The sequence below is a fragment of the Ewingella americana ATCC 33852 genome (genome assembly GCF_000735345.1).
GTDB classification, from domain to species: Bacteria; Pseudomonadota; Gammaproteobacteria; order Enterobacterales; family Enterobacteriaceae; genus Ewingella; species Ewingella americana.
This window is the reverse complement of the sequence record NZ_JMPJ01000074.1, coordinates 37,864-63,938: the sequence shown is the minus strand read 5'-3', so window position 1 is coordinate 63,938 and position 26,075 is coordinate 37,864. Positions and strand designations below refer to the sequence as shown.

26 protein-coding genes are annotated in these 26,075 nt (G+C 53.0%); 16 read left to right on the top strand and 10 right to left on the bottom strand.

Annotated features, from left to right (window positions below; genetic code table 11):
- Positions 1-161 (top strand): cupin domain-containing protein (locus GEAM_RS21045; protein WP_034795691.1); only part of this gene is annotated, 161 nt, incomplete at its 5' end.
- On the opposite strand, the gene GEAM_RS21040 is transcribed toward GEAM_RS21045, so the two are convergent.
- The 3 genes from GEAM_RS21040 to GEAM_RS21030 are packed head-to-tail and all read right to left on the bottom strand — an operon-like array spanning position 151 to position 3,279.
- Positions 151-1,014, bottom strand: coding sequence for an efflux RND transporter periplasmic adaptor subunit (locus tag GEAM_RS21040; RefSeq protein WP_034795690.1), 864 nt, complete (start codon positions 1,012-1,014; stop codon positions 151-153). The genes GEAM_RS21045 and GEAM_RS21040 overlap by 11 nt on opposite strands.
- The gene (locus GEAM_RS21035; protein ID WP_034795688.1) at positions 1,011-1,226 is read right to left on the bottom strand and encodes a DUF1656 domain-containing protein; all 216 of its coding nucleotides are present in this window, start codon (positions 1,224-1,226) and stop codon (positions 1,011-1,013) included. Before GEAM_RS21035 ends, GEAM_RS21040 begins: the two co-directional genes overlap by 4 nt.
- On the bottom strand, positions 1,219-3,279 hold the full coding sequence (locus GEAM_RS21030) for an FUSC family protein (RefSeq protein ID WP_034795686.1): 2,061 nt from the start codon (positions 3,277-3,279) through the stop codon (positions 1,219-1,221). The genes GEAM_RS21035 and GEAM_RS21030 overlap by 8 nt, the downstream gene beginning before the upstream one ends.
- 76 nt (positions 3,280-3,355) lie before the next feature.
- Between GEAM_RS21030 and GEAM_RS21025 the strand changes: the two genes are divergently transcribed.
- The 5 genes from GEAM_RS21025 to GEAM_RS21005 all read left to right on the top strand — a co-directional run bounded on the left by GEAM_RS21025 (position 3,356) and on the right by GEAM_RS21005 (position 6,442).
- Positions 3,356-4,150, top strand: a complete 795-nt coding sequence (locus tag GEAM_RS21025) for an AraC family transcriptional regulator (RefSeq protein WP_034795684.1) — start codon at positions 3,356-3,358, stop codon at positions 4,148-4,150.
- A gap of 96 nt (positions 4,151-4,246) precedes the next feature.
- The gene (locus GEAM_RS21020; RefSeq protein WP_034795683.1) at positions 4,247-4,690 is read left to right on the top strand and encodes an NUDIX hydrolase; all 444 of its coding nucleotides are present in this window, start codon (positions 4,247-4,249) and stop codon (positions 4,688-4,690) included.
- 149 nt (positions 4,691-4,839) lie between these two features.
- Positions 4,840-5,190, top strand: a complete 351-nt coding sequence (locus tag GEAM_RS21015; protein ID WP_034795682.1) for an ArsR/SmtB family transcription factor — start codon at positions 4,840-4,842, stop codon at positions 5,188-5,190.
- Positions 5,171-5,884 (top strand): arsenical resistance protein ArsH, encoded by a 714-nt coding sequence (gene arsH / locus GEAM_RS21010; RefSeq protein WP_034795680.1) that lies wholly within the window; start codon positions 5,171-5,173, stop codon positions 5,882-5,884. Before GEAM_RS21015 ends, arsH begins: the two co-directional genes overlap by 20 nt.
- A 90-nt stretch (positions 5,885-5,974) precedes the next feature.
- A complete protein-coding gene (locus tag GEAM_RS21005) occupies positions 5,975-6,442 on the top strand; it encodes a GNAT family N-acetyltransferase (protein ID WP_034795678.1) in 468 nt (155 codons plus the stop codon).
- Positions 6,443-6,454: 12 nt separating this feature from the next.
- Here GEAM_RS21005 and GEAM_RS21000 read toward each other — a convergent pair whose 3' ends face one another.
- Positions 6,455-7,651: a multidrug effflux MFS transporter gene (locus GEAM_RS21000; protein WP_034795676.1), complete on the bottom strand. Its 1,197-nt coding sequence runs from the start codon at positions 7,649-7,651 to the stop codon at positions 6,455-6,457.
- 62 nt (positions 7,652-7,713) lie between these two features.
- Entirely contained in the window at positions 7,714-8,463 is a 750-nt protein-coding gene (locus tag GEAM_RS20995; protein ID WP_034795674.1) for a glucose 1-dehydrogenase, read from the bottom strand.
- Between the two features lie 204 nt (positions 8,464-8,667).
- On the opposite strand from GEAM_RS20995, the gene GEAM_RS20990 reads away from it, so the two are divergent.
- Complete coding sequence (locus GEAM_RS20990) at positions 8,668-9,300, top strand: TetR/AcrR family transcriptional regulator (protein ID WP_034795672.1); 633 nt, start codon at positions 8,668-8,670, stop codon at positions 9,298-9,300.
- Here GEAM_RS20990 and GEAM_RS20985 read toward each other — a convergent pair.
- Positions 9,290-10,477 (bottom strand): MFS transporter, encoded by a 1,188-nt coding sequence (locus tag GEAM_RS20985; protein WP_051899596.1) that lies wholly within the window; start codon positions 10,475-10,477, stop codon positions 9,290-9,292. The two genes, GEAM_RS20990 and GEAM_RS20985, sit on opposite strands and share 11 nt — an antisense overlap.
- A 114-nt stretch (positions 10,478-10,591) precedes the next feature.
- Complete coding sequence (locus tag GEAM_RS20980) at positions 10,592-11,971, bottom strand: NAD-dependent succinate-semialdehyde dehydrogenase (protein WP_034795670.1); 1,380 nt, start codon at positions 11,969-11,971, stop codon at positions 10,592-10,594.
- 163 nt (positions 11,972-12,134) lie between these two features.
- On the opposite strand from GEAM_RS20980, the gene GEAM_RS20975 reads away from it, so the two are divergent.
- The 3 genes from GEAM_RS20975 (at position 12,135) to GEAM_RS20965 (ending at position 15,458) form a co-directional block, all read left to right on the top strand.
- Positions 12,135-13,010, top strand: coding sequence for a LysR substrate-binding domain-containing protein (locus GEAM_RS20975; protein WP_034795669.1), 876 nt, complete (start codon positions 12,135-12,137; stop codon positions 13,008-13,010).
- A 409-nt stretch (positions 13,011-13,419) separates the two neighbouring features.
- Positions 13,420-14,400 (top strand): DUF1852 domain-containing protein, encoded by a 981-nt coding sequence (locus GEAM_RS20970; RefSeq protein ID WP_034795667.1) that lies wholly within the window; start codon positions 13,420-13,422, stop codon positions 14,398-14,400.
- A 26-nt stretch (positions 14,401-14,426) separates the two neighbouring features.
- Complete coding sequence (locus tag GEAM_RS20965; protein WP_034795664.1) at positions 14,427-15,458, top strand: methionine synthase; 1,032 nt, start codon at positions 14,427-14,429, stop codon at positions 15,456-15,458.
- 150 nt (positions 15,459-15,608) lie between these two features.
- Here the strand turns inward: GEAM_RS20965 and GEAM_RS23200 are convergent, their stop codons facing one another.
- Positions 15,609-15,779, bottom strand: a complete 171-nt coding sequence (locus GEAM_RS23200) for a hypothetical protein (RefSeq protein ID WP_156965805.1) — start codon at positions 15,777-15,779, stop codon at positions 15,609-15,611.
- Positions 15,780-16,021: 242 nt separating this feature from the next.
- Between GEAM_RS23200 and GEAM_RS20955 the strand changes: the two genes are divergently transcribed.
- The 3 genes from GEAM_RS20955 (at position 16,022) to GEAM_RS20945 (ending at position 20,204) form a co-directional block, all read left to right on the top strand.
- Positions 16,022-16,210, top strand: a complete 189-nt coding sequence (locus GEAM_RS20955; RefSeq protein WP_034795659.1) for a YjfB family protein — start codon at positions 16,022-16,024, stop codon at positions 16,208-16,210.
- 258 nt (positions 16,211-16,468) lie between these two features.
- A complete protein-coding gene (locus GEAM_RS20950) occupies positions 16,469-17,383 on the top strand; it encodes a DMT family transporter (RefSeq protein ID WP_034795657.1) in 915 nt (304 codons plus the stop codon).
- A gap of 400 nt (positions 17,384-17,783) precedes the next feature.
- The gene (locus GEAM_RS20945) at positions 17,784-20,204 is read left to right on the top strand and encodes a TonB-dependent receptor domain-containing protein (RefSeq protein ID WP_034795654.1); all 2,421 of its coding nucleotides are present in this window, start codon (positions 17,784-17,786) and stop codon (positions 20,202-20,204) included.
- A gap of 65 nt (positions 20,205-20,269) precedes the next feature.
- Here the strand turns inward: GEAM_RS20945 and GEAM_RS20940 are convergent, their stop codons facing one another.
- Positions 20,270-20,833, bottom strand: a complete 564-nt coding sequence (locus GEAM_RS20940) for a shikimate kinase (RefSeq protein WP_084674154.1) — start codon at positions 20,831-20,833, stop codon at positions 20,270-20,272.
- Between the two features lie 244 nt (positions 20,834-21,077).
- On the opposite strand from GEAM_RS20940, the gene GEAM_RS20935 reads away from it, so the two are divergent.
- Positions 21,078-23,138: an FUSC family protein gene (locus GEAM_RS20935; protein WP_034795651.1), complete on the top strand. Its 2,061-nt coding sequence runs from the start codon at positions 21,078-21,080 to the stop codon at positions 23,136-23,138.
- Between the two features lie 7 nt (positions 23,139-23,145).
- Here GEAM_RS20935 and GEAM_RS20930 read toward each other — a convergent pair whose 3' ends face one another.
- Positions 23,146-24,042, bottom strand: a complete 897-nt coding sequence (locus tag GEAM_RS20930) for a LysR substrate-binding domain-containing protein (RefSeq protein WP_034795649.1) — start codon at positions 24,040-24,042, stop codon at positions 23,146-23,148.
- A gap of 158 nt (positions 24,043-24,200) precedes the next feature.
- Here GEAM_RS20930 and GEAM_RS20925 point away from each other — a divergent pair, with 158 nt between their 5' ends.
- A complete protein-coding gene (locus GEAM_RS20925; RefSeq protein ID WP_034795646.1) occupies positions 24,201-25,214 on the top strand; it encodes an aldo/keto reductase in 1,014 nt (337 codons plus the stop codon).
- Positions 25,215-25,270: 56 nt separating this feature from the next.
- Positions 25,271-26,068 (top strand): SDR family NAD(P)-dependent oxidoreductase, encoded by a 798-nt coding sequence (locus tag GEAM_RS20920; RefSeq protein WP_034795644.1) that lies wholly within the window; start codon positions 25,271-25,273, stop codon positions 26,066-26,068.
- Positions 26,069-26,075 lie beyond the last annotated feature (7 nt).

The window sequence follows — 26,075 nt, the reverse complement described above, 5'->3', positions numbered from 1 at the left end:
CAGGCAGCTTCTTCTACATCCCGAAAAACATGCCCCATCTGCCATACAACAACACCGACACGCCCGCCGTGGTGGTGATTTCCCGCACCGACGCCAACGAGCAGGAAAGCGTGATCATGATGCCCGAGTTGGATTTTGACGTGCTCGCCTCTAAGGCGTAACCGACACGCTGGCAGACAATCCCGCCACCAGCTCAATGCCTGCTGGTAGCTTATCGATTTGAATGCGAACCGGGACTCGCTGCGCCAATCGCACCCAGTTAAAGGTCGGGTTGACGTCTGGCAGGCCGAGTTCGCCCGTCTCGTCATTGCTGTCGCCAATACCGCGCCCGATGCTCTCCACATGACCAGCAATCACAGGGTCGAAGCCCATTAGCGCTATTTGTGCGCGGCTTCCCACGTGAATATGTCGCAGCTTGGTCTCTTCAAAATAACCCACCACCCAGAAGCTGCTGGCGTCGATGATCGCCACTTTAGTCTCGCCAGCGCTGGCATAATCGCCGGGTCGCAGCCGCAGATGGGTGATATAGCCATCCACCGGCGACACCACGGTGGCGTGAGATAAGTTGAGTTGTGCCAACTCTAGCGCCGCCAGCGCGCCTTGGTAATTGGCAACCGCGACGTTCGCCGCGCTGTTGGTTTGCTGCAAATCCTCTTTAGAGATCACGCCCTGAAGCTGAGTGCGCCTCCTCGCGGCGTCTTGACGCATCGACATCTCATGGCGTCTTACCTCAACGTCGGCCTGCGCGCTCAAGACCGCCAACTTCAGCCAGCGCGGGTCAATTGAATAAAGCACCTCGCCGCGCTTCACCCACTGGTTATCTTTCACCGCCACGCTGCTCACCGGCCCAGAGACATCAGGCGCGATTTGCACCACTTCTGCCCGCACTCGGCCATCGCGCGTCCATGGCGTCTGCGCATAATGCTTCCACAGCATAAAGGCGATCAGTGCCGCAGCGGCAGTTGCGCCGAGGGTCAGGACATAGCGGCCCAACAGAGAGAAAAACGATGTCATATGATTAGCCCCAGTGCGTTAACTCCCTGCATTAGCAGGAAAAAGGTCAGGATATAAGTAGTGAAATCCACCAGCGGCCGTAAGGGCAGACGGCGGTAAAGCTTGCTGAGATTGAGAAAGGAGACCAGCAGCATGGCGCAGAGCAAGGCCGCGAAAGCGATAACCAGCAGAGCCGGGAAGAACACGCCAGCCAGATTTATGTCGTTAATCATCGACTTGCTCCTGAGGGGCTTCTTGCAACGCGCCGTGCAACGCAACCAGCCCGCCAATCAGCCGGTGCGCGGTTTCACTCTGCGTCGGAGAATAAAGGTTAATCATCGATTCAATCCGAGGACGCAGGGCGTCCGGCCTTTTCTCGTGAGCCAATTGCCCAAGCAGTTGATTCACTTCTGACGCGGTTTTGTTCTCAAGCTGAGGCATTAGCCGCCGTAACTGGCGCGCGGCGAGGCCTAGTCGCAGATAGTGCAGCATCTGACTAAGTATCTGCTCGGAGGATTGTTCGCTACGCGACAGGCGTGGTAGCAGCAGCGCGGTTCTATCCATCATCAGATTGGTCCAGTACAGCTCGTCGCGGGCAAAAATACCTTTCACGCTGCGCCTGATATCACTACGGCAGATGCGCAATAACCGATTGATCGCCGCGTCTGCCTGCACCGTTTGCAGCAGACTCATGCTGACAAAAGCAAAGCCAGTCCCGGCAAAGAGGGCGATGGCGGTATTGAGGGCTGAGGTGAAGTCGGCGCTGTATTGAAACCCCAGCTCGGACAAAATCGGCAGAGTCAGGGTGATGCCCATCGCCATAAAGGTGGTCTGCGGCCGGGCCTGTAACGAGCCCGCCAGTAAATAGGCCGGGGCGAGCACCGCCACCAACACGCAGAACTCAGTCACTTGGGGCAGAAGAGCAAAGCTGTAGAGCAAGCTGAGCATCACCCCGTAGGCCGAACCCAGCATGTATTTGCCGATGTGCGGTGCCGGGGTATCAAAATTGCCAAACAGCGTGCAGCACACACCAATCACCGACACCGCCGTGCCGCCATCGGGCCAGGCAGAGTAGATCCACAGCAGGCAGCTACTCAGAATGATGGTAAAAGCACCCAGCGAGGTTCGCGCAGCGGACAGGCTATCCCGATGATAAACATAGCCTTTGGCGGATTTTGTTCTCTTCTCGGATGTATTGAACGCCGTCTGGTGAAGTGCGGCAAAAAGCCTTTCGCATTGCAACAGCAGGCTAACTGCCTCGTTGAGATAGCGGCAAAAACTCACTGCTAGCTCATCATCAAAGCCTTGCGCATCAGCGGCCAACTGCGCGGTTAACGCCGCACTGCGCTGTTGCAGCATGTCTCCTGCCAGCCTGCGTTCGCTCGCTTGCTCAACGCCCAGCCAGTTGGTGACCTCATCCCGCAACTCGAGCAAAGGGGCAGGCATTGCGACTATTCTCTGCACGCCATCGCGCAGCTCGCTACTCACCACCAGCAGGCGCGCCAGCTTATCGTGAAGCCTGTTTCTGGCATTTCGTACCGGAATTGACAGCGCAAAGTCATAGGGAACATGGTGACTCACCCCCTGCAAAAACTGCAACGCTGAGGCCATGCGCAGATCCCCCGAGGCCAGCTGGGGCGGGTTAGTCAGAGCATTGGCGAGCATCCGCCGTGCATCGCGCAGCGTTTCCGCCATCTTGCTGTTAAACAGCCCGGATATCCGTTTTGGCAGAACATAGCGATGCATCACTCCCGCGCAAATAATGCCAATGACTATCTCCTGCACGCGAGCAATGGCGGTGTCAAAAATTTCGCCGGGGTGCTGCACTTCGGGAAAACCAATCAGGCTCGCGGTGTAGCCCGCCAGCAAGAAGGCGTAAGCGCGGGGAGTGCGTTCCAGCAGCGAGAAATAGAGGCACAGGCAGATCCAGCCGGCGAGAACCACACTGCACAGCACCGGCATATTCACAAAGGCGGGCACTATCAGCACCGTGGCCCCCGCACCAATCAGGGTGCCGACCAGACGATAAAGGCTTTTACTCAGTGAAGCGCCAACCGAGGTCTGGGAGACGATATAAACAGTAATGATCGCCCAAGATGGCCTTTCAAGGCCAATTGAAAGGGCGAGGTAATAGGCGAGCATTGCGGCGGCGAAGCTCTTGGCGGAGAACAGCAGGGCACTGGCGTCGCTCAACAGGCGGGAGGAGGTCATAACCTCCCCGGCACGGTGCAACGCCTCGCCCAGAACCCGCAATATATAAAAGTGATTGAAGTCTAATTTGCTCATGCCGGGATTATTACCGGCTTGCGAGCACCGTTAAATCCTATATTCTGTCAAAAAATATCTAAATGCTGCCAATTCTATGCCTACCAACTTAGCCACAACGCTATACGATCCTGACTCTACTCCGTGCCCGGCGGTGGCACGCCGTCTGGATTTCGTGGATTATCAGGCCGAAGTGCCGGTGCATACTCATCGCAAAGGACAATTGATTATTGCGCTGTTCGGCGCAGTGATCTGCCGTGCCGAGAATGAGATTTGGATAGTGCCGCCCGACTGCGCGGTGTGGATCCCGGGTGGTGTTCCCCACAGCGCCAAAGCCACGTGGAATGCCCACCTCAACTATCTATTCATTGAGCCGGGCGCGGCCGCGTTACCGGATAGATGCTGCACGCTGGCGATTTCACAGTTGGTCAAGGAGTTAGTGGATCGCTTAACTCGCGAGGGCGTGGACTACCCGCCAGATAGCCACGTCGCCCGGCTGACCCGCGTCACCCTCGACGAACTCGCCGCTATGCCACAGCAACAATTCAGCCTGCCGGTCTCAGCGAATGCGAAGATACGCACCATGGCCGACGCGCTAGTGGGTAATCCCGAAGACAGAAGCACCTTTAAACAGTGGGCAAAACGGCTGGCAGTCAGCGAGCGTTCGCTGGCGCGACTGATGCAACGCGAAACCGGCCTCACCTTCGGCCGCTGGCGTCAGCAGCTCTATTTGATCATCGCGCTCAGGGAGTTAGCCAGCGGAGAATCCGTACAAAACGTCGCCGCGAAATTAGGCTATGAGTCAGTAAACGCCTTTATTACTATGTTCAGTAAGGCGATGGGGAGCACACCGGCGCAGTATTTTGGGGGGCGGGTGGAAGGAAGGATATAAGCAGGCTAATGTTGAATCCTCATGAATATATAGCCCCTTGGCTCATTGTAAGCACTTAACACTAGACAGTACCGGTAACCTCTCAAGGACTTCCCCATGCGCACTCGCCCGTCATCACGTCTCATCGTCATTTCACCTGACAACCGCGTCCTGCTATTTCGTTTCTGCCACAAAAATGATGCCTTGAGTGGAGAATCTTACTGGGCAACTCCCGGTGGTGGGCTTGAGCCAAATGAATCTTTTGAACAGGCTGCGATGCGTGAATTGCAGGAAGAAACGGGTTTAACGGTAGGTTCTGTGGGGCAACAAGTCGCCTCCAGAAACTTCACCCTGTTGCTGCCGAGCGGCGAAACCGTTGCTGCTGATGAGCGTTTCTTTATCATTCATACAGAGAGAGTAGATATAGATAATTTAGGGTGGACCGCCAATGAAAAGGAAGTCATTGGCAATCATCATTGGTGGACAATTGAGGTACTCAAACACAGTGATGAAACTATATTTCCACGCGAGTTACTCATCGACACCCTTGGCAAACTGTAGGATTTCAGCTTTAAGACACGCAGGAATTACAAACTCAAGGAAGATATAGCCATAGAGAGCATTAGGTCTATGATTCCTCACTATCACCATTGCGCCTTGACTTACTCTATATTTCGACTATTCTAGAAATATAGTTTCAAGGAGGCATTATGGATCTCAACACAGCGGCCAGTGCGTTAAAAGAGCTTGGTCATCCTACGCGACTGGCTGTCTACAAGGCGCTGGTCAAGGCGGGGCACGGCGGGTTGCCGGTCGGCGAGTTGCAGGCGCAGCTGGATATTCCGGCTTCGACTCTGAGTCACCATCTCTCGGCGCTGTTGACCGTCGGGCTTATCCGCCAAGAGCGACAAGGCCGCACGCTTTTTTGCCTGCCGCAGTATCAGCGGCTTGAGCAGTTATTGGTGTTTCTGGTCGAGGAGTGCTGCTCGGGGGACGGGGGATGCGACATTCGTTTGCCAACAGATCTAGGAGGAAAATCCAATGGATATGCAGATGAATAATTTGGATAAACAACTTTTTGACGCGCCGATCACCGCTGAGAAGCTAGCGGCCGCCCAGCCAGCACACCCACCGCGCATACTGCTGCTGTATGGCTCAGTGCGTGAGCGCTCATTCAGCCGTTTTGCGACAGAAGAGGCAGCGCGCCTGCTGGAGGCAATGGGGGCCGAGGTCAAAATTTTTAATCCGTCCGGCCTGCCTTTGCCCGACGATGCCCCTGAAACCCACCCTAAAGTCGCCGAGCTGCGCGAGCTGGTATTGTGGTCCGAAGGCATGGTGTGGTGCTCGCCGGAACGTCACGGCGCGATGACTGGAATGATGAAGGCGCAGATTGACTGGATCCCGCTGTCAATGGGCGCGGTGCGTCCGTCGCAGGGCAAGACGTTGGCAGTTATGCAGGTCAGCGGCGGCTCTCAGTCGTTTAACGCCGTCAATCAGATGCGTATTCTGGGGCGCTGGATGCGGATGGTCACCATCCCCAATCAATCATCGGTGGCCAAGGCTTGGGCGGAGTTTGACGAAGCGGGAAGGATGAAGCCGTCTGCCTATTACGACCGTATTGTCGACGTGATGGAAGAGTTGATGAAGTTTACCGTGCTGACGCGCGGGCACGCCGCCTACCTTACCGATCGCTACAGCGAGAGAAAGGAAAGCGCCGAGCAGCTGTCGGCCAGAGTGAATCAGCGAAGTATATAAAAGCCGCTGAAAATATTGGGTCGGGCAGCATGGCTTTCTCTATGCAAAGATAGGGTTAATCCCTACACAATCCCCTGAGCAGGTAGCAAAGTGAACAATTCAGCGAACCATGAATGGCGTGAGAATAACTATCTGGTCAGCACCGATAGTGAAAAGTTGAATGTGCAGGCAGTCCACCAGTATTTGACGCGATCCACGTGGGCGCAGGGCATCAGCCTTGAAACCGTCACGGCGTCCATAGAGAACAGCCTTAACTTTGGCGTTTACCATGATGGCTCGCAAATAGGTTTTGCGCGCCTGATAACCGACTATGCGACCTTCGCTTACCTCTGCGATGTCTACGTTCTTGAGGAATATCAGAGGGAAGGGCTAGGGAGATGGCTTATGGAATGTGTTCATGCTCATCCGCTGTTTGAGAAACTGCGCCGGATCATGTTGTTCACCACCACCGCCCCGTGGCTGTATGAAAAGTTAGGCTATGAGCCCGTCAATAGAGAAAATTATGCGTGGACCATTACCCGACCTGACATTTACACCCGTGGTAAAAATCAGCAGTAACGGCCCATCACATTAATGCTCTTGATCAGATTGCGTGGTGAGATTGGCTGATGCCAGTATCAGGGCGATAAACGACCCAGCGGCCATTCCTGCCACCATAGGAAGCGGGCGTCCGTTGGTGAACACTCCGACCACGGCAACCATGATTGCGCCGGTCAGCATTTGTAGCGTACCCATGAGTGCCGAGGCGGTACCGGCGTTCGCGCCGTGCTGGTCGAGGGCCAATACGCTGGTGGTTGGAATGACCAACCCCATAAATGCCGAAGCCACAAAATAGGGCAGGATCAGCATCCACATGTTGTCACCGCCGCTGGCGAAGTAGGCAAGCATGGTCAGCGTGGCCACGGTGCAGCCGCAAACGGCCATTTTAACCAGTGTCACCATGCCAAAACGTTTACTCAAGATTGCCGTGAACTGCGCGCTGCCGATGAGAAACACGGCGTTGGCGGCAAAGCATACGCTGTAAACCGTGGGTGAAAGGCCATAGTGGTCAATCATCACGAAGGATGAGTTGGCCAAAAAGGTGAAGAACCCCGCCATGGTGAAACTGCCAATAAATACCAGCAGCAGGAAATGGCGATCGCGCAGCAAGCGTCCGTATGCGGCCAGTCCACTTGTCAGGCTACTATGAATGCGTTCCGAAGCCGGGCGCGTCTCATGCAGCATCTTAGACATCATCACCAGCGCAACTAACGCCGCAAGGGTCACTGCCCAAAATACGCCGCGCCAATTAACAAAGGCAATCACCGCGCTTCCCACCAGCGGCGCCAAAATCGGTGACACGCTAAACACCAGCAACAGCAAAGACATCAGCCGCGCGGCATCCGCCCCGGTATGCAAATCTCGCACGATGGCTCGTGGAATAGCCAACCCGGCAGCAGCCCCCAGTCCTTGTAAAAAGCGCAGCAAGATAAGCATATGCATGTCTTTAGCCAGCGCACAGCCAATGCTGGCGAGGGTGAAGAGCACCAACCCCACATACAGCGGCGGCTTACGCCCATACATGTCCGACAGCGGGCCATACAGCAACTGGCCCGCGCCAAGGGCGAGAAAGAATGCGGTCAAGCTCATCTGCACGGTGCCGATATCGGCGTGCAGGCTGGTGCCAATGGAAGGCAGGGCAGGTAAATACATGTCGACGGCGAAAGGGCCGATGGCCGACAGCAGGCCAAGCACGATGGCCATTTTAAAAAATGATTTGGATTGCATCTGTTACAAACTCATAGGGATGGGGTAGGTAGGGTCGAAAGCGTAAAAGCGCGCCAGCGCTATCACTTGTGGCCGCCGCTGACGGTGATGACTTCGCCGGTTATCCATCGGGCATGGTCTGAAGCCAAGAAGGTGACGGCGGGGGCGATGTCTTCTGGCAGCCCCATGCGGCCCAGCGGGGTCTGCGCGATGATGGCCTGCGTCATCTCATTGGGCTGCGACATAAATGCGGCGGTGCCTTCAGTCTGCGTCGGGCCGGGGCTGACGCTGTTTACTCTGATTTGTCTTGCGCCCAGCTCTTTAGCCAGCACCACGGTAATGCCCTCTGCGGCTTTTTTGCTGGCGGCGTACACTGTCGACGACGGCGGTGCCATGCTGGTGATATTGGAGCCAATGTTAATAATTGATCCACCGGCTGTGAGGTGTTTAGCGGCGGCCTGAATCATCAGGATCGGAGACAAGACGTTGATATTGAAGGTGCGATGGAAATGCTCCTCGGTAATGGCTTCCAACGGATTGAACTCATAGATACCGGCATTGTTGACCAAGATGTCGAGGCGGCCATAGGTCGCCACCGCGGCCTCAACCACCCGCTGCGCGTCTGCTGCCAGTGACACATCACCCTGCACGGCAACGGCTTTGCCGCCGTGAGACTCAATGTCCGCCACCACGGCATCGGCTCCCGCCTTGCTCGACGCGTAGTTCACCACCACATAAGCGCCATTCAGCGCTAAGTCGCGAGCGATTGCAGCGCCAATACCTTTGGAGCCTCCCGTAACAACGGCCACTTTGGCATGTAAAATTTGGCTCATGTTGACTGCTCCACTGACTGTTTTTTGCGAAATGCGGAAGGGTGAAAAACACCCTTTTTCCACGGTCGGCTCACTATCTCAAAGCTTGCTGGCTCACACTTATGGCGTCGCAACGACTTTTCAGCTAGTTTCTTACCGACCGGTAAGAAATATTTGCGCATAATATACGGGTAGTCAAGCAACCATTTCGAGCAAAGAGTTTTTATGTCAAAAGTCAGTCAGGAAAAAAACGCGGTTTCCCGAGTCGGGCGACCTAAAGCCTTTAACGAGGATCAAGCCCTAGACGCGGCGATGGAGGTGTTTGCTGCCTATGGTTATGAGGCTGCGTCGCTGACGGCGTTGACGGAGGCGATGGGCATTAATCGCGTCAGCATGTATGCCACTTTTGGCAACAAAGAGGCGCTGTTTTTACGCGCATTTGCCCGCTACACAAAATTAGCCGAAGAGGATGGCGCGCGCTGCTTAGCCAACGGCAATGCCAAACAGGGCTTACTCACTCTACTGACCGACTGCGTTGAGCGTTTTACCTCTCAAGAGGTCAATGGCGTCTGTTTTATGACCCAAGGCCCCTTGGATAAACTGAGCGTTGCGCAGGAATCTCGTCTCGCCTTTGCACGCCACCGTGAGACGCTCGAGGTGCTGTTGCAACGCCATGTTCAGCAGGCGGTGGAGAAGGGAGAATTGCCGGAAAGCACAGAGATTTCCCGGCTCGCCGGTTTTTATACCGTGGTCATTCACGGTCTGGCTTTGCAGGCCCAGCACGGCGCAACGCGTGAGGACCTGCTCGGCGTGGTGGACGTGGCGATCGGCGCTTGGCCCGAGGCGATTAAGCCTTAATCGCCTTCCCAGCCTTTAAGGTCACAGTTAGCGCAAGCCCCGTCCACAGCAGCAGTTGCCAGCAGACCAGCGTCCAGCCGCCGTAGTTCCAGGCGGCCACTCCCGCCCCCGTGCCAATCGCGCCTCCCCAAAACAGGCTGGTCATAAAGAAGGTGTTGATGCGACTGTGCGCCGATTCATCCAGCCGGTAGATTTGCGAGAGGTTGTTCACTTGGGTGATTTGCATGCCGATGTCCAGCAGCAGGGTAGCAACCACAATGGCAGTAATGGCGCTGTGCCACAGTTGCAGCGTTAACGCCCCCAAGACCATCAGCAGCACGCTGTAGATTTGCGTGCGTCGCGGGTCGGCACTGTCAGATATTTTGCCGAACCACGGGGCTAGCAGCGTGCCGGCCACCGCAATCAGCCCGAACAACCCAATGGTGCCACTGGAAAAGTGAAAAGGCTCGGCGGAGAGTTTTAGCGTCAGGGTGGTCCAGAATGAGCAGAAAGCGCCGAAGATCAGCGCGCCAAGCAGGGATAAACGGCGCAACTGGCTAAAGCGTGTACCCTGTTGCAGCGTTGAGCGCAGCAGAGACAGATAGTGGCTGCTATGGGTCGATTTTGTATTCGGCAAAAACACGATAAACAGCAGTGTGACCAGCAGAACCAGTAGCATTGAGAAGCCAAAAACCCAGCGCCAGCCGAGCCATTCGGCTATGTATCCGCTAACCACGCGCGCGGCTAAAATCCCCGTCAGCGTGCCGGTGAACACCATCCCCACCACTCGGCCTTTACCCGTCGGCAGTGCCAGCGAGGCGGCCATCGGCACCACAATTTGCACCGAAACGCCCAGTAAACCTATGCCGAAGCAGACCAGCGACAGGCCAATCATCGAATGTACCTGAGTTGCTGCGAATAGGATCCCCAGCATCAGTACCTGCAACAGAATAATCAGCTTTTTGCGGTCAAACATATCCCCTAGCGGCGCAATGAAAAACAGCCCAATGCCGTAACCAACCTGAGTCCAGACAGGTAACATGCCGGTCTGATGCGCAGAAATAGCTAGCGATGCGGCGATAAGCGCCAGAATGGGTTGGCAGTAGTAGATATTGGCGATGGTTACGCCGGCCATCATCGACATCACGATGATTTGCCACGGCGTGGCAACCGGGAGAACGCGGGGGTGTAGCGCCATGCTGTCGTGCCTCAAAAGTAGAATGCAGCAGTTCGCATCACTTCACGAAGTGATGGCGTTGTGCCAAAAGGAGTAGGCAGGGAGAGCCACGTTGCGTCGCTCTCCCTGAGGGAATTAGCGGTTTTGACCCGCCATCAGCACGTATTTCACATGCACGTACTCTTCGATACCGTAATGACCGCCTTCACGACCATAACCGGAGTGCTTGATACCGCCGAACGGCACTGAGGCTGTGCCCACTGAACCGGAGTTGAGGATAACCATCCCGGCTTCCAACTGCTTGGAGAGGCGGAAAGCGCGGCCTAAATCCTTGGTCCAGGCGTAGGCCACCAGACCGTATTCGGTGTTATTAGCGCAGCGGATCGCTTCTTCTTCCGTGCTAAAGCGATAGATAGCAAATACCGGCCCGAAGATTTCGGTGTTGTGAACCGCAAAGGTGTCGTCCAGATCGCAAAGAATGGTCGGCTCATAGAACAGGCCGCCTTTCTGATGCGGTTTACCGCCCAGACGTACCGTCGCGCCGTTAAGCACGGACTCATTCACCAGCGAAGCAACTTTATCAATCGCCATCTGGTTAATCAGCGGGCCAACCACGAAGTCCTTTTGCATCCCCTGATCGACAGGGATTTTGGCGACCGCGGCAACCAGCTGTTTAACGAACTCATCGTAGATGCCGTCCTGCAAGAAGATACGGTTAGGAGAGATACACACCTGACCGGAGTTACGCAGCTTGGCGCTCACCAAACCGGCAACGGTCTCTTCAATTGGGCTGTCGTCGAAGACGATAAAAGGTGCGTTACCGCCCAGCTCCATGGTCATTTTCTTCAGGGTTTCGCCGCAGCTTTGTGCCAGCAGCTTGCCCACGCGAGTAGAGCCGGTGAAGGAGATTTTGTGGATCCGCTCATCCTTGGTGAAGGCTTCACCAATGGATTTCGCATCGCCACTCACCACCTCAAACACACCTTTTGGAATACCGGCCTGACGCGCATATTCCAGCAGCTTATAGGCGGTCAGCGGCGTCTCTTCCGCAGGTTTGATGATCATGGTGCATCCCGCCGCCAGCGCGGTAGCGATTTTGCGGGTGATCATCATGAACGGGAAGTTCCACGGAGTAATAGCCGCAGTAGGCCCAACCGGCTCTTTGACCACCAGCACCGAGGCGTTGGGATCGTGCGACGGCAGGGTATCGCCGTTCAGGCGCTTGGCTTCTTCGGCGTACCATTCGATAAAGCCCAGTCCATATTCGATTTCACCCAGCGCTTCGCTCAGGCATTTGCCGTTTTCTTTTACCAGCAGCTCGGCGAAAACGTGTTTGTCGGCGCGAACTAGGTCGTACCAGCCGCGCAACAGGTCGCCGCGCTCTTTAGCCGTTCTGCGCGCCCAGGCCGGGAATGCATCACAGGTGCGGTTAATCGCGGACGCCACTTCGGTGGCATCAAGGAAGGGTATTTGGCCGACAATGCTGCCGTCAGCAGGGTTAGTGACTTTAATCATCGAGAGATATTCCTAAGCAGGTGACGCTGAGCCTCAGCGGAGGTGCACCGGCAAATACTTTTGTCCGGTGCGTTCTAACGAGGCTGATAATGCGGCGGTAGCAATTTCCCAACAATCGATTAAAATTGCTCGATTGTTGAGAAAAACTAAACGGTTGAACCCCATGCGTGAACTCCCTCCCTTAAATGCTTTATTAGCTTTTGAATTCGTTGCCAAAACCGGCAGCGTGCGCGCGGCGGCGGAAAGCATGTCGGTGACGCCGGGCGCGGTCAGCCGACAAATTCGGCTGCTTGAAGACCACTTCGGCACCGCGCTTTTTCAGCGGCAGGGGCGCGGGTTAATCCTCACACACCCCGGCAATGCCTATTTTCAGCAAATTAGCGAACACTTTGAGGGGCTGCGCCGCGCGGGTCAGGTGCTGCACCGTAACGCCGGGCGGTCGGTGATCCGCCTGCACTCCTTCACTACTTTTGCCACTCGCTGGCTTATCCCGCGACTGGCGAAATTCCAAATGGCATATCCCGATATCGACGTCCGCCTGACCACGGCATCTGAGTGGGATGACGCCACGGACTGCGACGCGGCGATCCGGCTTGGTAACGGAGTTTGGCCACAGCGCCATGCCGCGCCGCTGGTGAAAAACGTCTTGGTGCCGGTGTGCCGACCGACCGAGGGGCGCAAGGCAAATATGGCACTTGAAGGTTTGTCACAGCACACGCTGCTGATGGTGCGCGGGCGTCCGGATGATTGGCAGTTGTGGTGCCGGGCTTTTAATGTCGATATGAACCAGCTGCCGCACCGGCGGGATATGGAGAGTTCAGCACTGGCCTATCAGGCAGCACTGGAGGGACAGGGTATCGCGCTGGCGCAGCGCGTACTGGTTGAAGATGAGCTGCGTTCAGGCACCCTGATTGCCATGGAAAACCATCAACTGGACTGTGGTTCTCTGACCTATTATCTGGTGTGGAATGAAGACAGCCCGAAAGAAGTCACATTGAAAAGGTTGGAGGAGTGGCTGACGCGGCATGAGGAGAGTTAGGTGCCTAGGATCGGCTTTCGCCATGACTCAGATTTTCTGATAATTGCCGTTTTTTCATCATCCAAAACCTAATAAAGCGCCTCTCGGGGCGCTTTAATTTTTTCATGATACAAAGACTTACCAAAATTTCTCTCGCCGCTCATTTAGCAAAAATGGCCGTAAGCCCTTAGTGGCAAAGGGTTTCGTATAGCGTTACAGACGTCTATACGTCTGGACATGAAAATAGCTCATGTTCAATGAAATAAAATCACTTTTCCTCATCCAGCGACTAGGGCATAAATTGTCTTCAGAGATTTGCTGTAGATCACATAAGGGCGACTTTATGACAAAACTAAAACAGAAAATTAGGAAGTCCTGAGTAAAGAGCAATTAACCATATTTTATACCGGAAGTTAGGAACCAAATTACAATGAATAATAATTTCACATTTACGACCAAAAGTTTGCGTTTTGACGAGAATTACAATCCCTCGAATAGCACGCGCATTACGACTAACTTTGCTAATTTGGCTCGCGGCGAGAAACGCCAAGAGAACCTGCACAACGCATTAGTGATGATCGACAATCGTTTCAACTCTCTGGCGAACTGGGATAACCCAAAATCAGATCGCTACGCCGTTGAACTGGACATCATTTCCGTTGAATTGAAGATTGAAAGCGCAGGCACTTCCTTCCCGGTTATTGAAATTTTGAAAACCAATATCGTTGATAAAAAAACCAACGAGCGCATTGAAGGTATTGTCGGCAATAACTTCTCCTCTTATGTGCGCGATTACGACTTCAGCGTGTTGCTGTCCGAGCACAATAAGGGCAAAAACCAATTCACCATCCCAGAAAACTTTGGTGAGTTGCACGGCAACATCTTCAAATGCTTCATTAATTCAGAAGCCTACAAGAACAACTTCAACAAGACGCCGGTTATCTGTCTGAGCGTCTCAAGCAAGAATGTTTATAACCGCACTGGCAATGTTCACCCGATCCTGGGCATTGAATATGAGCAAGATGACCAATCCTCTTTGACTGACCTCTATTTCGGCAGAATGGGTTTGCAGGCTCGCTACTTCATGCCTGCGGGTAGCGTTGCGCCGCTGGCGTTCTATTTCGCCGGTGATTTGCTCAGCGATTACACCAATCTGGAACTGATCAGCACCATCAGCACCATGGAAACCTTCCAGAAGATTTATCGCCCGGAGATTTATAACGCCAACTCTCCGGCGGGTCGCTGCTATCAGCCAAGCCTGAATCAGCAAGATTATTCACTCACTCGCATTGTTTATGATCGCGAAGAACGTAGCCAATTAGCTGTTGAGCAGGGGAAGTTTACTGAAGAAGAATTCATTAAACCGCACCAAACTATTCTTGAGCAGTGGTCTGCTAATTCCGTTCTTTGATTAACCAAAACACAGGGTCATCTATTATGAAAAAGTTATTACCGACTTCAACGGCTGGCAGCTTACCTAAGCCTTCATGGCTGGCACAGCCAGAGCAGCTTTGGTCACCTTGGAAATTGCAAGATCAAGAACTCATCGACGGCAAGCAGGATGCTCTGCGTCTGTGTCTGGAAGATCAACAGCAGGCTGGTATTGATATCGTCAGCGACGGCGAGCAAACGCGTCAGCACTTCGTGACCACCTTTATTGAGCACCTGAACGGTGTGGATTTTGAGAAACGTGAAATCGTTAAAATCCGCGACCGCTATGAAGCCAGCGTCCCAACCGTGGTTGGCCCGGTAAGCCGCCAGAAGTCGGTGTTTGTTGAAGATGCCAAGTTCTTGCGTAAGCAGACTGACCAACCAATCAAGTGGGCGCTGCCGGGTCCTATGACCATGATCGACACCCTTTATGACAACCACTACAAAAGCCGCGAAAAACTGGCGTGGGAATTTGCAAAAATCCTCAACGAAGAAGCCAAAGAGTTGGAAGCCGCAGGTGTGGATATCATCCAGTTCGACGAGCCAGCCTTTAACGTATTCTTCGATGAAGTGAATGACTGGGGTATTGCTACTCTGGAACGCGCCATCGAGGGCCTGAAATGCGAAACCGCGGTGCATATCTGCTACGGCTACGGCATCAAAGCCAACACCGATTGGAAAAAGACGCTGGGCACCGAGTGGAGACAGTACGAAGAGATCTTCCCGAAACTGCAAAAATCCAACATCGATATTATCTCTCTGGAATGCCACAACTCCCACGTTCCAATGGAGTTGATGGAGCTGATTCGCGGTAAGAAAGTGATGGTTGGCGCGATTGATGTGGCAAGCAACACCGTTGAAACCCCAGAGGAAGTTGCCGCCACGCTCCGCAAAGCGCTGCAATTCGTTGACGCCGACAAGCTCTACCCATGCACCAACTGCGGCATGATCCCACTTCCTCGCGGCGTAGCGCGCGGCAAGCTGGATGCCCTGAGTGCAGGTGCAGAAATCGTCCGTAAAGAGCTGCTGGCTAAATAATTCCGCCAAACGCGCTTTAAGATGAAACAACTCAGCCCGGAATGTGCAATCGAATAGATTGCCTTCTGGGCTGAGTTGTTTTGGGTTAGTGCTATCTTTTCAGTGCGAGGGACAATGCTGCTGTTCTAGCGACTCTAATCCCAAAGCCTTTTATTTACGCGCATCACGCAGTATCTGACGTGCTTCTTTAACTGACATACCTCGGCCCTGAAGAATTTCCTGTTTTGCCAGCATAGAAAATTTAAGCAGCGCATTCGCCTGAAGCTCTATGGCTTGGGCCTGAACATCGGTTTCACCTGATTCTGAGGTCTGAATGAACAATTTCGAAACTCCAACTTTGATAATGTTCCTTCACATAGTTAATAACTACGGAATGCCAAAATCTTTACCGCCGCTGCCTGATGAAAGATTTTTTAAGAAGTAGGAGAAAGCATTTAACTCCATGTCCTACTGTATAGCATTCGTTCCTGAAACAGACCTAAAGAATCCCCATAAAATGCCGATAACATCTTCAGGCTTGGGTCCAAGCCGTGAGCAATTTTTGTTTTGAAAAGGAGAATAGAATGGATGTATCGCAGATTGCTTCAGTTGCGACCGGGCTTGATAACCTGGATCTCGGCAGTAAGGTGAACACTATCCTGCTAAAAAAAGCGCTGGATAACCAACAGACTACGGCCGCCAGCCTGCTTGATGCCATTCCGCCGTTGCCTGCTAACCCAGCTATCGGCCGCAATATTAATATCGCCGTCTGAGTCATCAATGTCCGACGTAAGATAAGCGGTGGCGGGATAACTTCTCCCATCGCTTCCCTCCTTTGATAGCCGTTTTCCTCTTCAAAGCCAGCATGGCCGCCAACTGCTGGTGGGCAAGTTCATTGAAAAAAAAGCAAGAAGCGGAGTGCTATCCTGGCCTGTTAAAAGATATTCTACCTTGCATACTGAGTTCATCGCGCAGTTGTCATCATTACATCTTATAAAAAATATGTGGAAGCATATAAAGGGGCCTAAAGCATGCGTATTGCAGATTACCTACGATTACTCCTTCTTGCCGCAATCTGGGGGGCGAGTTTCATTTTCATGAGAATTGCGGTTCCGCATTTTGGAGCGGTGAATACGGCATTTTTGCGGGTGCTTTTCGGCTTTATTGGACTTGGCACGATTCTTTTAGTAATGCGTTCTTCATTTAATTTCGAGAATAAATTTAAATCATCACTGTTCCTCGGGGTTATTAATTCCGGTTTACCTTTCCTAATGTATTGTTTTGCCGCCCAGTGGCTGCCCGCCGGTTATTCGGCAATATTCAACGCCACGACGCCGCTAATGGGCGCGATTATAGGTTTTGCGTTTTTCAGCGAGAAACTGACCGCCCGTAAATGGGGTGGAGTGGTATTAGGATTAGTGGGAATAATAGTGATCACCACCATCGGGGATATAAACTCGGCCAGCGGCATGCTGTACGGTATTCTGGCCTGCTTGGTGGCCACCAGCTGTTACGGCGTGGCGGGCTTTTTGACTCGCCGGTGGATATCCAACCGAGGCGGGCTTGATCCTAAGATGGTCGCCTTTGGCAGCCAGATGGGGGCAACGCTATTCCTTCTGCCTTTCTTTGCATGGTCGATGACCAGCGGCCCGGTGGTTGATTGGCAGCAAATTGACGCGTGGGCCAGCGTGCTTGCCGTCGGCCTGGTCTGCACCGCCTTGGCCTATATTCTCTATTTCCGGCTAATTGCCGATATCGGTCCACTGCGTTCATTGACCGTAACCTTCCTGATCCCACCCTTCGGCGTGCTCTGGGGATACCTCGCGCTGGGCGAGACCATTACCAAAGGTTTCGTCATCGGCGCCATCATAGTCGGCGTCGCCGTATGGATGATAGCCAGCCCCGGAAAACAAGCGATGGTGGTGAAAAGCGCGACGGTGAAGTAACTGAGTGCAACCATCTTCGGTGGCTGTACAATAAGAACACCTTTTAATTAATAAGGGTTAGAAGGTGTTCAATCCCTCTCTTCTATTATTAGTAGAATCCGTTACTTTTATAGTTATATATTCCATGTGGAGTTAACGCCTCTTTTGAAAAAGTTTCGTCAAGGAAGCTATTTTTATTTGTCATTTTTTTGATAAAGATTATTATCGGCAGCAAGCCAATATGAATCACCGTAATAATAATATCATAAATTATAAGGATAAATGGCTTACTTAGGGTTGAGAAGACTTACAGAAGACACTAATTAAAATAATTTTTTACCCAACCTCATTTGTTCTTCGGTGATGGGTAAGGCAGCAATTGATGAGCATATTTTAATAATTAGTACGGAATAAAACTAAAATGCTCAAACCTTTTAAAGTGCAGGGAATTATTAGAAACGTCATTTTACCGGGGATTGTCCTCAGTACCACTTTGCAGGCTAACGCAGCGGAAACGGTTAAAGACAATAATCAATCCAACGTCGGGGAAACCCAGACGGCTCCTCGTGTCAAAAAGAAACCGGTAGCTCGCAAAGCGCAGGCTCCGTTGCAGAATAATGAAGACGTGATGACCATCACCGAGACGCTGCCGGATAAGAAACCGGGCTCGAAAACCTCGATTTCTGCGGCAGATATGCAGAAGAACGGCGGTAACGATTTCGGCACCATCATGCGCTATCAGCCGTTGATCTCTGCCACTGGCTCCAGCGGCGGTTCGGGGAATGGCAAAAGCGGCTTCGACCGCAGTGGCTATACCGGCTACAACATTCGCGGGCTGGAAAGCAACCGCGTCGGCATTGACGTCGATGGCATTCCGCAACCCAACGCCACCGGCCGCAGCTATGTCAGCCGCGCGGGTTTGGGGACCTTTGGCATCGGCCGTGACTATATTGACCCGTACATGTACGGCCAAGTTGATATTCAGTCTGGCGCAACCTCAGCCGAGCGCGCCAACACTTCCATCGGCGGCGAAGTCTCCTTCTTGCCAAAATCTGCCGATGACTACCTGCATCCCGGTAAAGAGACCTACTTCGGTTATCAGTCCGATTATGACTCGGCAGATCGCTCGTGGCACAACGGCATCACCGCCGCCGCCGGGGACGACACATTACGCGGCCTGATAGCCATTAGCCGTCGCGACGGTCAGGAAACCAGCAACAACAGCGGCACGCATGACGCCTATCCTGAGAACTGGCACTCCGACGCGGTGATGTCATCGGTCATCTGGCAGCCGACCGATGAGCACAAGTTCACCGGCACGCTTGATTACTATGAGAAGGTGAACCACACCCATTACGACGCGTGGGACGGTTCTGGAAACACCATTTTGGGCACCGCTCAGCAGCAGAGTAATACCCGCCGCTGGGGGATAAGCCTGAAGGATGAGTGGACGCCGTTCAACGATTATGTCGATGCCGTGGTGTCTAAAGTCTATTACCAGTACACCCAAGCGCACGATAATACCTATCTGCCAAACTCCAGCGACCAGATGATCAACGTCTATTCCAACTATGACGTTGACACCTACGGCGCTGAAACCAGCTGGCTGAAAACGGTAGGGCGCCACGAGCTGAGCGCGGGGCTGAATGGCCGGGTGTCCAACACCGAGCGTCCGTTCCGTCAAAGCCCGACGCAGGATATTTTCAACACCCTGATGCAGCCTGAAGCTGATAGCCGGACCTATATTCTGGGCGGCTTCGTGCAGGACACCGTGAAGTTTGACCTCGATGGCCACAACTTTGCCATTGTCCCGGCGGTGCGCGTTGCTCACCAGAACACCGAGGCGCGGGACTTGTCGGACTTGGCTAATGGCGTGGTTTCAGCTGGGCAGGTTTCAACCTTATACAACAAGGCGAACTCGGATACGCAGGCTCTGCCCTCTCTGGCATTCACCTACGACATCACGCCTAAGCTGATGACTTACCTGCAATATCAGCGTGGAGCCCAGTTCCCGGATGCCAGCCAGCTCTACGGCTCATGGAACCTTGGCTCCTCCTACGCCGGTTCTGCCCAATACGCCTTGATAGGTAATACCAACCTGAAAACGGAGACCAGCAACAACTTCGAGTGGGGAATGAAGGGCGAGTTGAGCGAAGGCGTGACCTTCAAAACCTCCGCATTCTACAACACTTACAAGAACTTCATCGCCAATACGCGCTACACCCGCAAGGCGAATCCAGAGCTGTTTGGCAACGTACCATCCAATATTTACACCATTTATCAGGCCGAAAACCGCGATAACGCTTTCATCTATGGCGCTGACTTGACCACCAAAATCAACTATGGCACTTGGTTCAGCGCGGTAAATGGCCTGAGCACCAGCTTCGCGCTGGGTTACGCGCAGGGCGAATCCAAGTCCAGCTATGCGGGGGATAAATACGTCGACCTCGATAGCGTCCCGCCAATGAAGCTGGTAGCGGGCGTGGCGTGGGATGATCCATCAGGCATTTACGGTACTGCGCTGACCGCGACATTCGTCAAAGGTAAAAAAGCCGAGGCCACTAACCGCCAAAGTTACAACAATAGCGGGGCACCACTCACTGACTCCAGCACGGATTACATGAACGTGCCGGGCTTCGGCATGCTTGATGCCACTGCCTACTGGCAGGTCGCCAAAAACGTCAAACTCAGCGGCGGCGTGTATAACATCACCGACCGTAAATACTGGGATTACCTCAGCAGCCGCACTCTGACTGATACCAGCAATCAGGATGCCTACAACAAGGCGCTGGCCGTCATGCCGGGGCGTAATTTCCAGTTGGGCGTCAATGTTGATTTCTAACGGTTGATGGCTCGCTGAAGAGCAGGGGAATGGTGCTACATGGCGGGGCTGTGTAGCACCATTTTTTACGCCGAACGGGTGGCAAGCTCGTCCACTATTTTGGCCGCGATAAGTTCAGGGGCTTGCATCGAGAAAATCTTTAGGTCACCCATCTGGCTATATTCATCAAAGCGTTGGCTAAATTTCAGTTCTTCTTTTTCCCTCACCAGACCAAAACCTCGGTTAAGCTGCCTGTTAATAATACAGCCAAGTGCTTCAGCATAGTTTCGCGACGGCATCAGCAATACGCTAAGACCCTGCTCACTCACCATTTTCCTATTAGTGTCTACAATATCTGGACGCATATCCGTTGATAAGAAACCCGAAGAGAGGATAAATAACCGATTATGTCCGGCATATTCCACCAGCAGCGTTCTTAATAATGTTGAATTCTGCTCAAGATAGGACTCATAACCGTGGGATTTTATATATTCTCTGATGTTGGCAATCCTTGCGCAGAACACATCATCAAGATCTATCGCCACATAGCCGAGTTGTTCGGCCAGGAGTTGACCCACGGTGCTTTTCCCCGCGCCACCGGGGCCTATCAGAAAGATACAATCCACCATTAGCTCCCCTTTATCCTTCATTAATCACCGGTTTTTATCATAGCCTTTGCTGCTTAACTTTCGAGCAAATGCACAATTTAAAATCAAAAAAAACAGAGCTATTTAAATTAACGCGCGCTGTTTTTAATTACTAAAGTCAGCAAGGTGACACTGTGACTTTTACTGGAAATAAATTGTATGAAATTTAAAAATGCTGCCGTGATCGGCTTCGGATATTATGCGCGGATAACGATAAAATGCAGTTCTTGTGAGTTAGTCTCCACCTATGAAATGGTTCTCCAAAAGCGCAGTCCTGTTCTCGCTTAAAACCTGTTTTGCCGCATTTCTCGCACTATACATCGCACTGGCTCTTAATTTAGACAAACCTGCCTGGTCAATAGCCTCAGTTTTCATCGCTTCACAGTTATATTCTGCTTCCACACTCTCAAAATCAGTCTTCCGCTTGCTGGGGACGATGCTGGGAGGGCTGTTTATTCTGCTGATTTATCCGGCGACGGTTCAGCTCCCGCTGCTGTTCAGCCTGTGCGTTTCTGCGTGGGTAGCCCTGTGTTTGTACCTCTCGCTGCACGATCGCACTCCAAGAAGCTATGTGTTTATGCTGGCAGGGTACAGCGCCGCGATCATGGGATTCCCCGACGTGACCTCTCCGCAGGCTATCACTTACACAGTGCTGTCACGTATTGAGGAGATCGGCGTGGCGATTGTGTGTAGCAGCCTGATACATAGCCTGATTTTGCCGGTTTCCATGAGCAATATTCTGGAAAAAAGCATCACCGACTGGTACGACAGTGCCAAGAAGCTGTGCAACGCGCTGCTTACCGCGCCGACGCCGGAGAAGTCGCCGGACCATGAAAATATTCTGATCCAGATGGCCGGTTACCCCGCCAATGTCGAAGTGCTGATCACCCACTGTATCTTTGAAGGTAATGCGGCACGCAAGCTGATTCGTCTGGTGACGGTGCAATATCAGCATCTCTCTTATCTGGTGCCAACGCTGACATCCATTGAGCTGCGACTGAACATGTTAGCCCAGCGACAAATCGCTTTCCCGGAGAACGTGCAACAGACATTCCGCCATTTTCTGCTTTGGCTGAACAATAATGATAAAGCCGAAGACAGCGCAACCATTCAGCAAAATATCGCCCAGACTCAGACCGAGCTGCAACAGGCTCATCAGTCTAATGCGATGAATGTTGAAGACAGTCTGCTGCTCAATGGCTTGCTGGACAGGCTAGGGGACTTTGTCAGGATCGCCGAGGCTAATTTTAGTGTCGGTAAGCGCGTCGACAATTTTGATGATAACAAGGCAAAACGCTCCACGGCCCACTGGCATATCGACAAAGGGATGCTGCTGCTCTCGTCATTTACCGCGTTTTTGGTCACGTTCCTGTGCTGCTTGTTTTGGATTGGATCCGGCTGGAAAGACGGAGCAACCGCGCCGATGATGGCAGCCATCCTCTGTTCTTTCTTTGCCGCGATGGACAACCCCGTGGCACCGATGAAGGTATTTTTGACCGGCGTGGTGGTGGCCACCGCCATCAGCATCTTCTATGTCTCGATGCTTATCCCGCTGACCACCACCTTCGAAGCCTTGGTGATCTGCCTGTTTCCCGGTTTGTTTGTGCTGGGCGTGCTCATCGCCAACCCGGCGACCAACTTGCTGGGCCTGATCATCGCCACTCAGATACCGGGCTTAATCAGTCTGGGCCATCACTTTAAGCCTGACCCGCTGGCGACCTTGAACGGCGCGATTTCAAGTCTGGTTGGCGTGTTGATTGGCGTGGTGGTGACGGCGATTATTCGCAGCAAGCGGCCATCATGGACCGCCAGACGGGCATTGCTCAGGGGAATAAAAGAGCTGATTCAGTTCTTGGCCGAGATTAAGCTGCATCGCGCCTCGCTCAATACACGCCAGCGCTTTGTCGCCAGAATGCTGGATAAAGTGAATGTGATTTTGCCAAGGAAGAAGAATGACACGACGGAGGAATTGGCTTCAGGCGGAGATTTGATAACCGAAGTGTGGCTCGGCGCTAACTATTACGATTTTCATATGAAGAATCAGGAATTATTGGCCGACCATATCCACGCCACTGACCGCATATTCTATGAACTCAAAGGCTACCTGAAAGCGCGTTTAAAATCGTTTCAGGCTTCGCCACACCCGAAATTGCTCAGGGAAATAGACCTGTTGCTGATTAAGCTGGAGGCGCAATCCAGCAAAGATGCCCGCTATTACGCCCCGATGCTGTCACTGTTTAACATCCGGCTGGTGCTGTTCTCGCGCTCGCACTGGCCGAGCTTGAATAGGGTTGAGACGGATATGTAGTTGCACATTATTGCGCATTATCTTCAACCAAGACTTCCCGGAAATGAGTCACCAATGGGCGAAGATTGGCTTTATGCCATACCGCCCATAATTGCGTGGTGTAGAACATCCATGGAATTTCACGCAGCACCACGCCTTCGGGGGCGTTGTGGCGCAGGCTATGTTGGATAAGCGTCAACCCTAATCCCGCAGCTACCAATCCTAATGCCGTCAGCGGTTCCCCTGCTTCCAGCTTAATATTCGGGCTAAATCCGGTTTTAACGCACGCCGCGACAAAATCATCTCTCGAATTGGCATCTTCTTTATGAATCACCGAGATCCAATCCTGCTCGATTAAGTCAGCAGGCTGAAGATTGTCTTTATCGACCAAGGGATGCAGCTCCGGCAGCGCGAGCAACATACGGTCATCAAGCACCTGCGCGAACTCAAGATCGGGATCGTCGACATCCGGCTGCGTGTTCACCAAGGCGATATCAAGGCTGCGTTGGCGAAGGCCTTCGAGCTGCATGGATGAAGGCTGGCTGTACAAAACGATGTGTACGTCGGGTCTTGATAGACGCAATTTACGCAGCGCATTGGATAACACGCCTGAATGCATGGCGTTTTCAATATAACCAATGCACAAGCCGCCATCTTCCCCGCGCCCCAATCGGCGACCCAAAGATTCCAATCGGTTGGCGTGGGTCAGCAAGGCTCGCGTTTCCGCTAAAAACGTGTGGCCATCTCGAGTTAAACGGATACGTTGCTGATTTCGTTCAAATAACATCAACCCTAAACGCTCTTCAAGCTGCGCTATTTGCCGACTTAATGGGGACTGCGAGATGTGCAGCCGTTCCGCCGCGCGCCCCACGTGCTCCTCTTCTGCTACCGCGACAAAGTATTTCAACTGGCGTAAATCAATCATGCTAGACCCTAAAGGACTCAAGTTAGACAAATTATGTCCTATCAAGTCATAAGTGATCAAACTATATTTTGCCTCGAAGACAGAGCAGACACGGTCACGTGCTGAACTGAAAAATGATTTCTTCCCGAGGGAAGAGTGCAAATAGAGGACATATCGTTATGAGTATTCGACATATTTTACCGGCAAACATTGGTTTTGGCGGCGCACCGCTTGGCAACATGTTCCGCGCCATACCGCAAGAAGAAGCCCTAGCCGCAGTGAGTGACGCATGGGACCACGGCGTGCGCTACTTTGATACCGCACCGCTGTACGGCTCTGGCCTGTCAGAAATTCGCATGGGTGAGGCACTGTCTCAATATCCTCGCGATGAATACATTCTGAGCACCAAAGTGGGCCGCATCATGCTTGATGAGATTGAAGACACTTCATCACGCGATTTGGGCGACAAGGGCGGCCTGTTTGAACATGGCCTGCCAAACAAAATCGTTAATGATTACTCCGCTGACGCCACGATGCGCTCCATTGAAGATAGCCTTAAGCGTTTAAAAACCGACCGTCTGGATATTGTTTGGATCCACGATCCAGCCCAAGACTTCTACGGTGATAGCTGGCTTGAACAGTTCAACATTGCTCGCACCGGGGCGTTCCGTGCTCTGACGCGTTTGCGTGATGAAGGGGTGATTAAAGCTTGGGGCTTGGGCGTAAACCGCGTTGAACCTTGTGAATTGGCCCTCGGCTTAAACGAAGCACAGCCTGATGCCTTCCTGTTGGCTGGGCGCTATTCAATTTTGGATCACGAACGTGCGCTACAGCGCTTGATGCCTGAAGCCTTGCAGCACAACGTCGATATCGTGGTCGGTGGCCCTTACAACTCCGGCGTGATAGCGGGTGGCGAGCATTTTGAATACCAGAAAGCGTCTCCAGAGATCTTGCAGAAAGTATCGAAAATCAAACAGATCGCTGCTCGCTTCAACGTGGATGTGAAGGCCGCTGCCCTGCAATTCTCTTTAGCTAACCCAGCCGTGGCGGCAGTGATCCCAGGGTCTAGCCGTCCGGGCCGTATCGCTGAGGACTTAGCGGCACTGAAAGCAGTGATCCCGGCAGATTTCTGGGCGGAATTACGCCACCAGAAACTGATTGCTGAAAACGCACCTTTACCTGTTCTTCGTTAATTAAACATAGGCGGCCGCTGCGCAATGGCAGCGGACTTGCCTATGAGGAATGCCTAATGAAATTAGATCTAACGGACAAAATTGCCGTGGTGAGTGGTTCCACCTCCGGCATTGGTTTGGGCATCGCCAGCGGGCTGGCTCAGGCGGGGGCGACAGTGGTGATTGTTGGCCGCCATCAGCAAGGCGTTGACGCCGCGGTCGCCACTATTATTCGCCACCAACCGGATGCCCGCTTGCAAAGCGTGGTCGCTGACCTGACCACAGAACAAGGGGCTAAAACCCTGTTTGCCGCCATACCGCGGGCCGATGTATTAGTGAACAATCTTGGTATTTATAACGATGTCGATTTCTTTGCAGTAGAAGATGACGAGTGGGCGCGTTTTTACGACGTAAACGTGGTCTCTGGCGTTCGTCTTTCACGCCACTACGCGCAAGGAATGGTCGAGAAGGGGTGGGGCAGAGTTATTTTCATCTCCTCCGAATCTGGCGTCGCCATTCCGGCTGACATGATCAACTACGGCGTGACCAAAAGCGCCAACCTTGCCGTTTCTCACGGCTTGGCAAAACGGCTGGCAGGAACGGGCGTGACGGTTAACGCCATTTTACCGGGGCCTACCTATACGGATGGTTTAGGGGAAATGCTGGCCGATGCCGCCGCGCAATCGGGCAAAACTCGCCGCGAACAGGCCGATGAGTTCGTTAAAGTCTCGCGCCCAAGTTCCATCATACAACGGGCCGCAGAAGTGGGAGAGGTCGCAAATCTTGTGGTGTATATCGCCTCCCCGCTGTCTTCGGCGACCACGGGTGCAGCACTGCGCGTTGATGGCGGTGTGGTTGACACCTTAGCAATGTAACTCACTA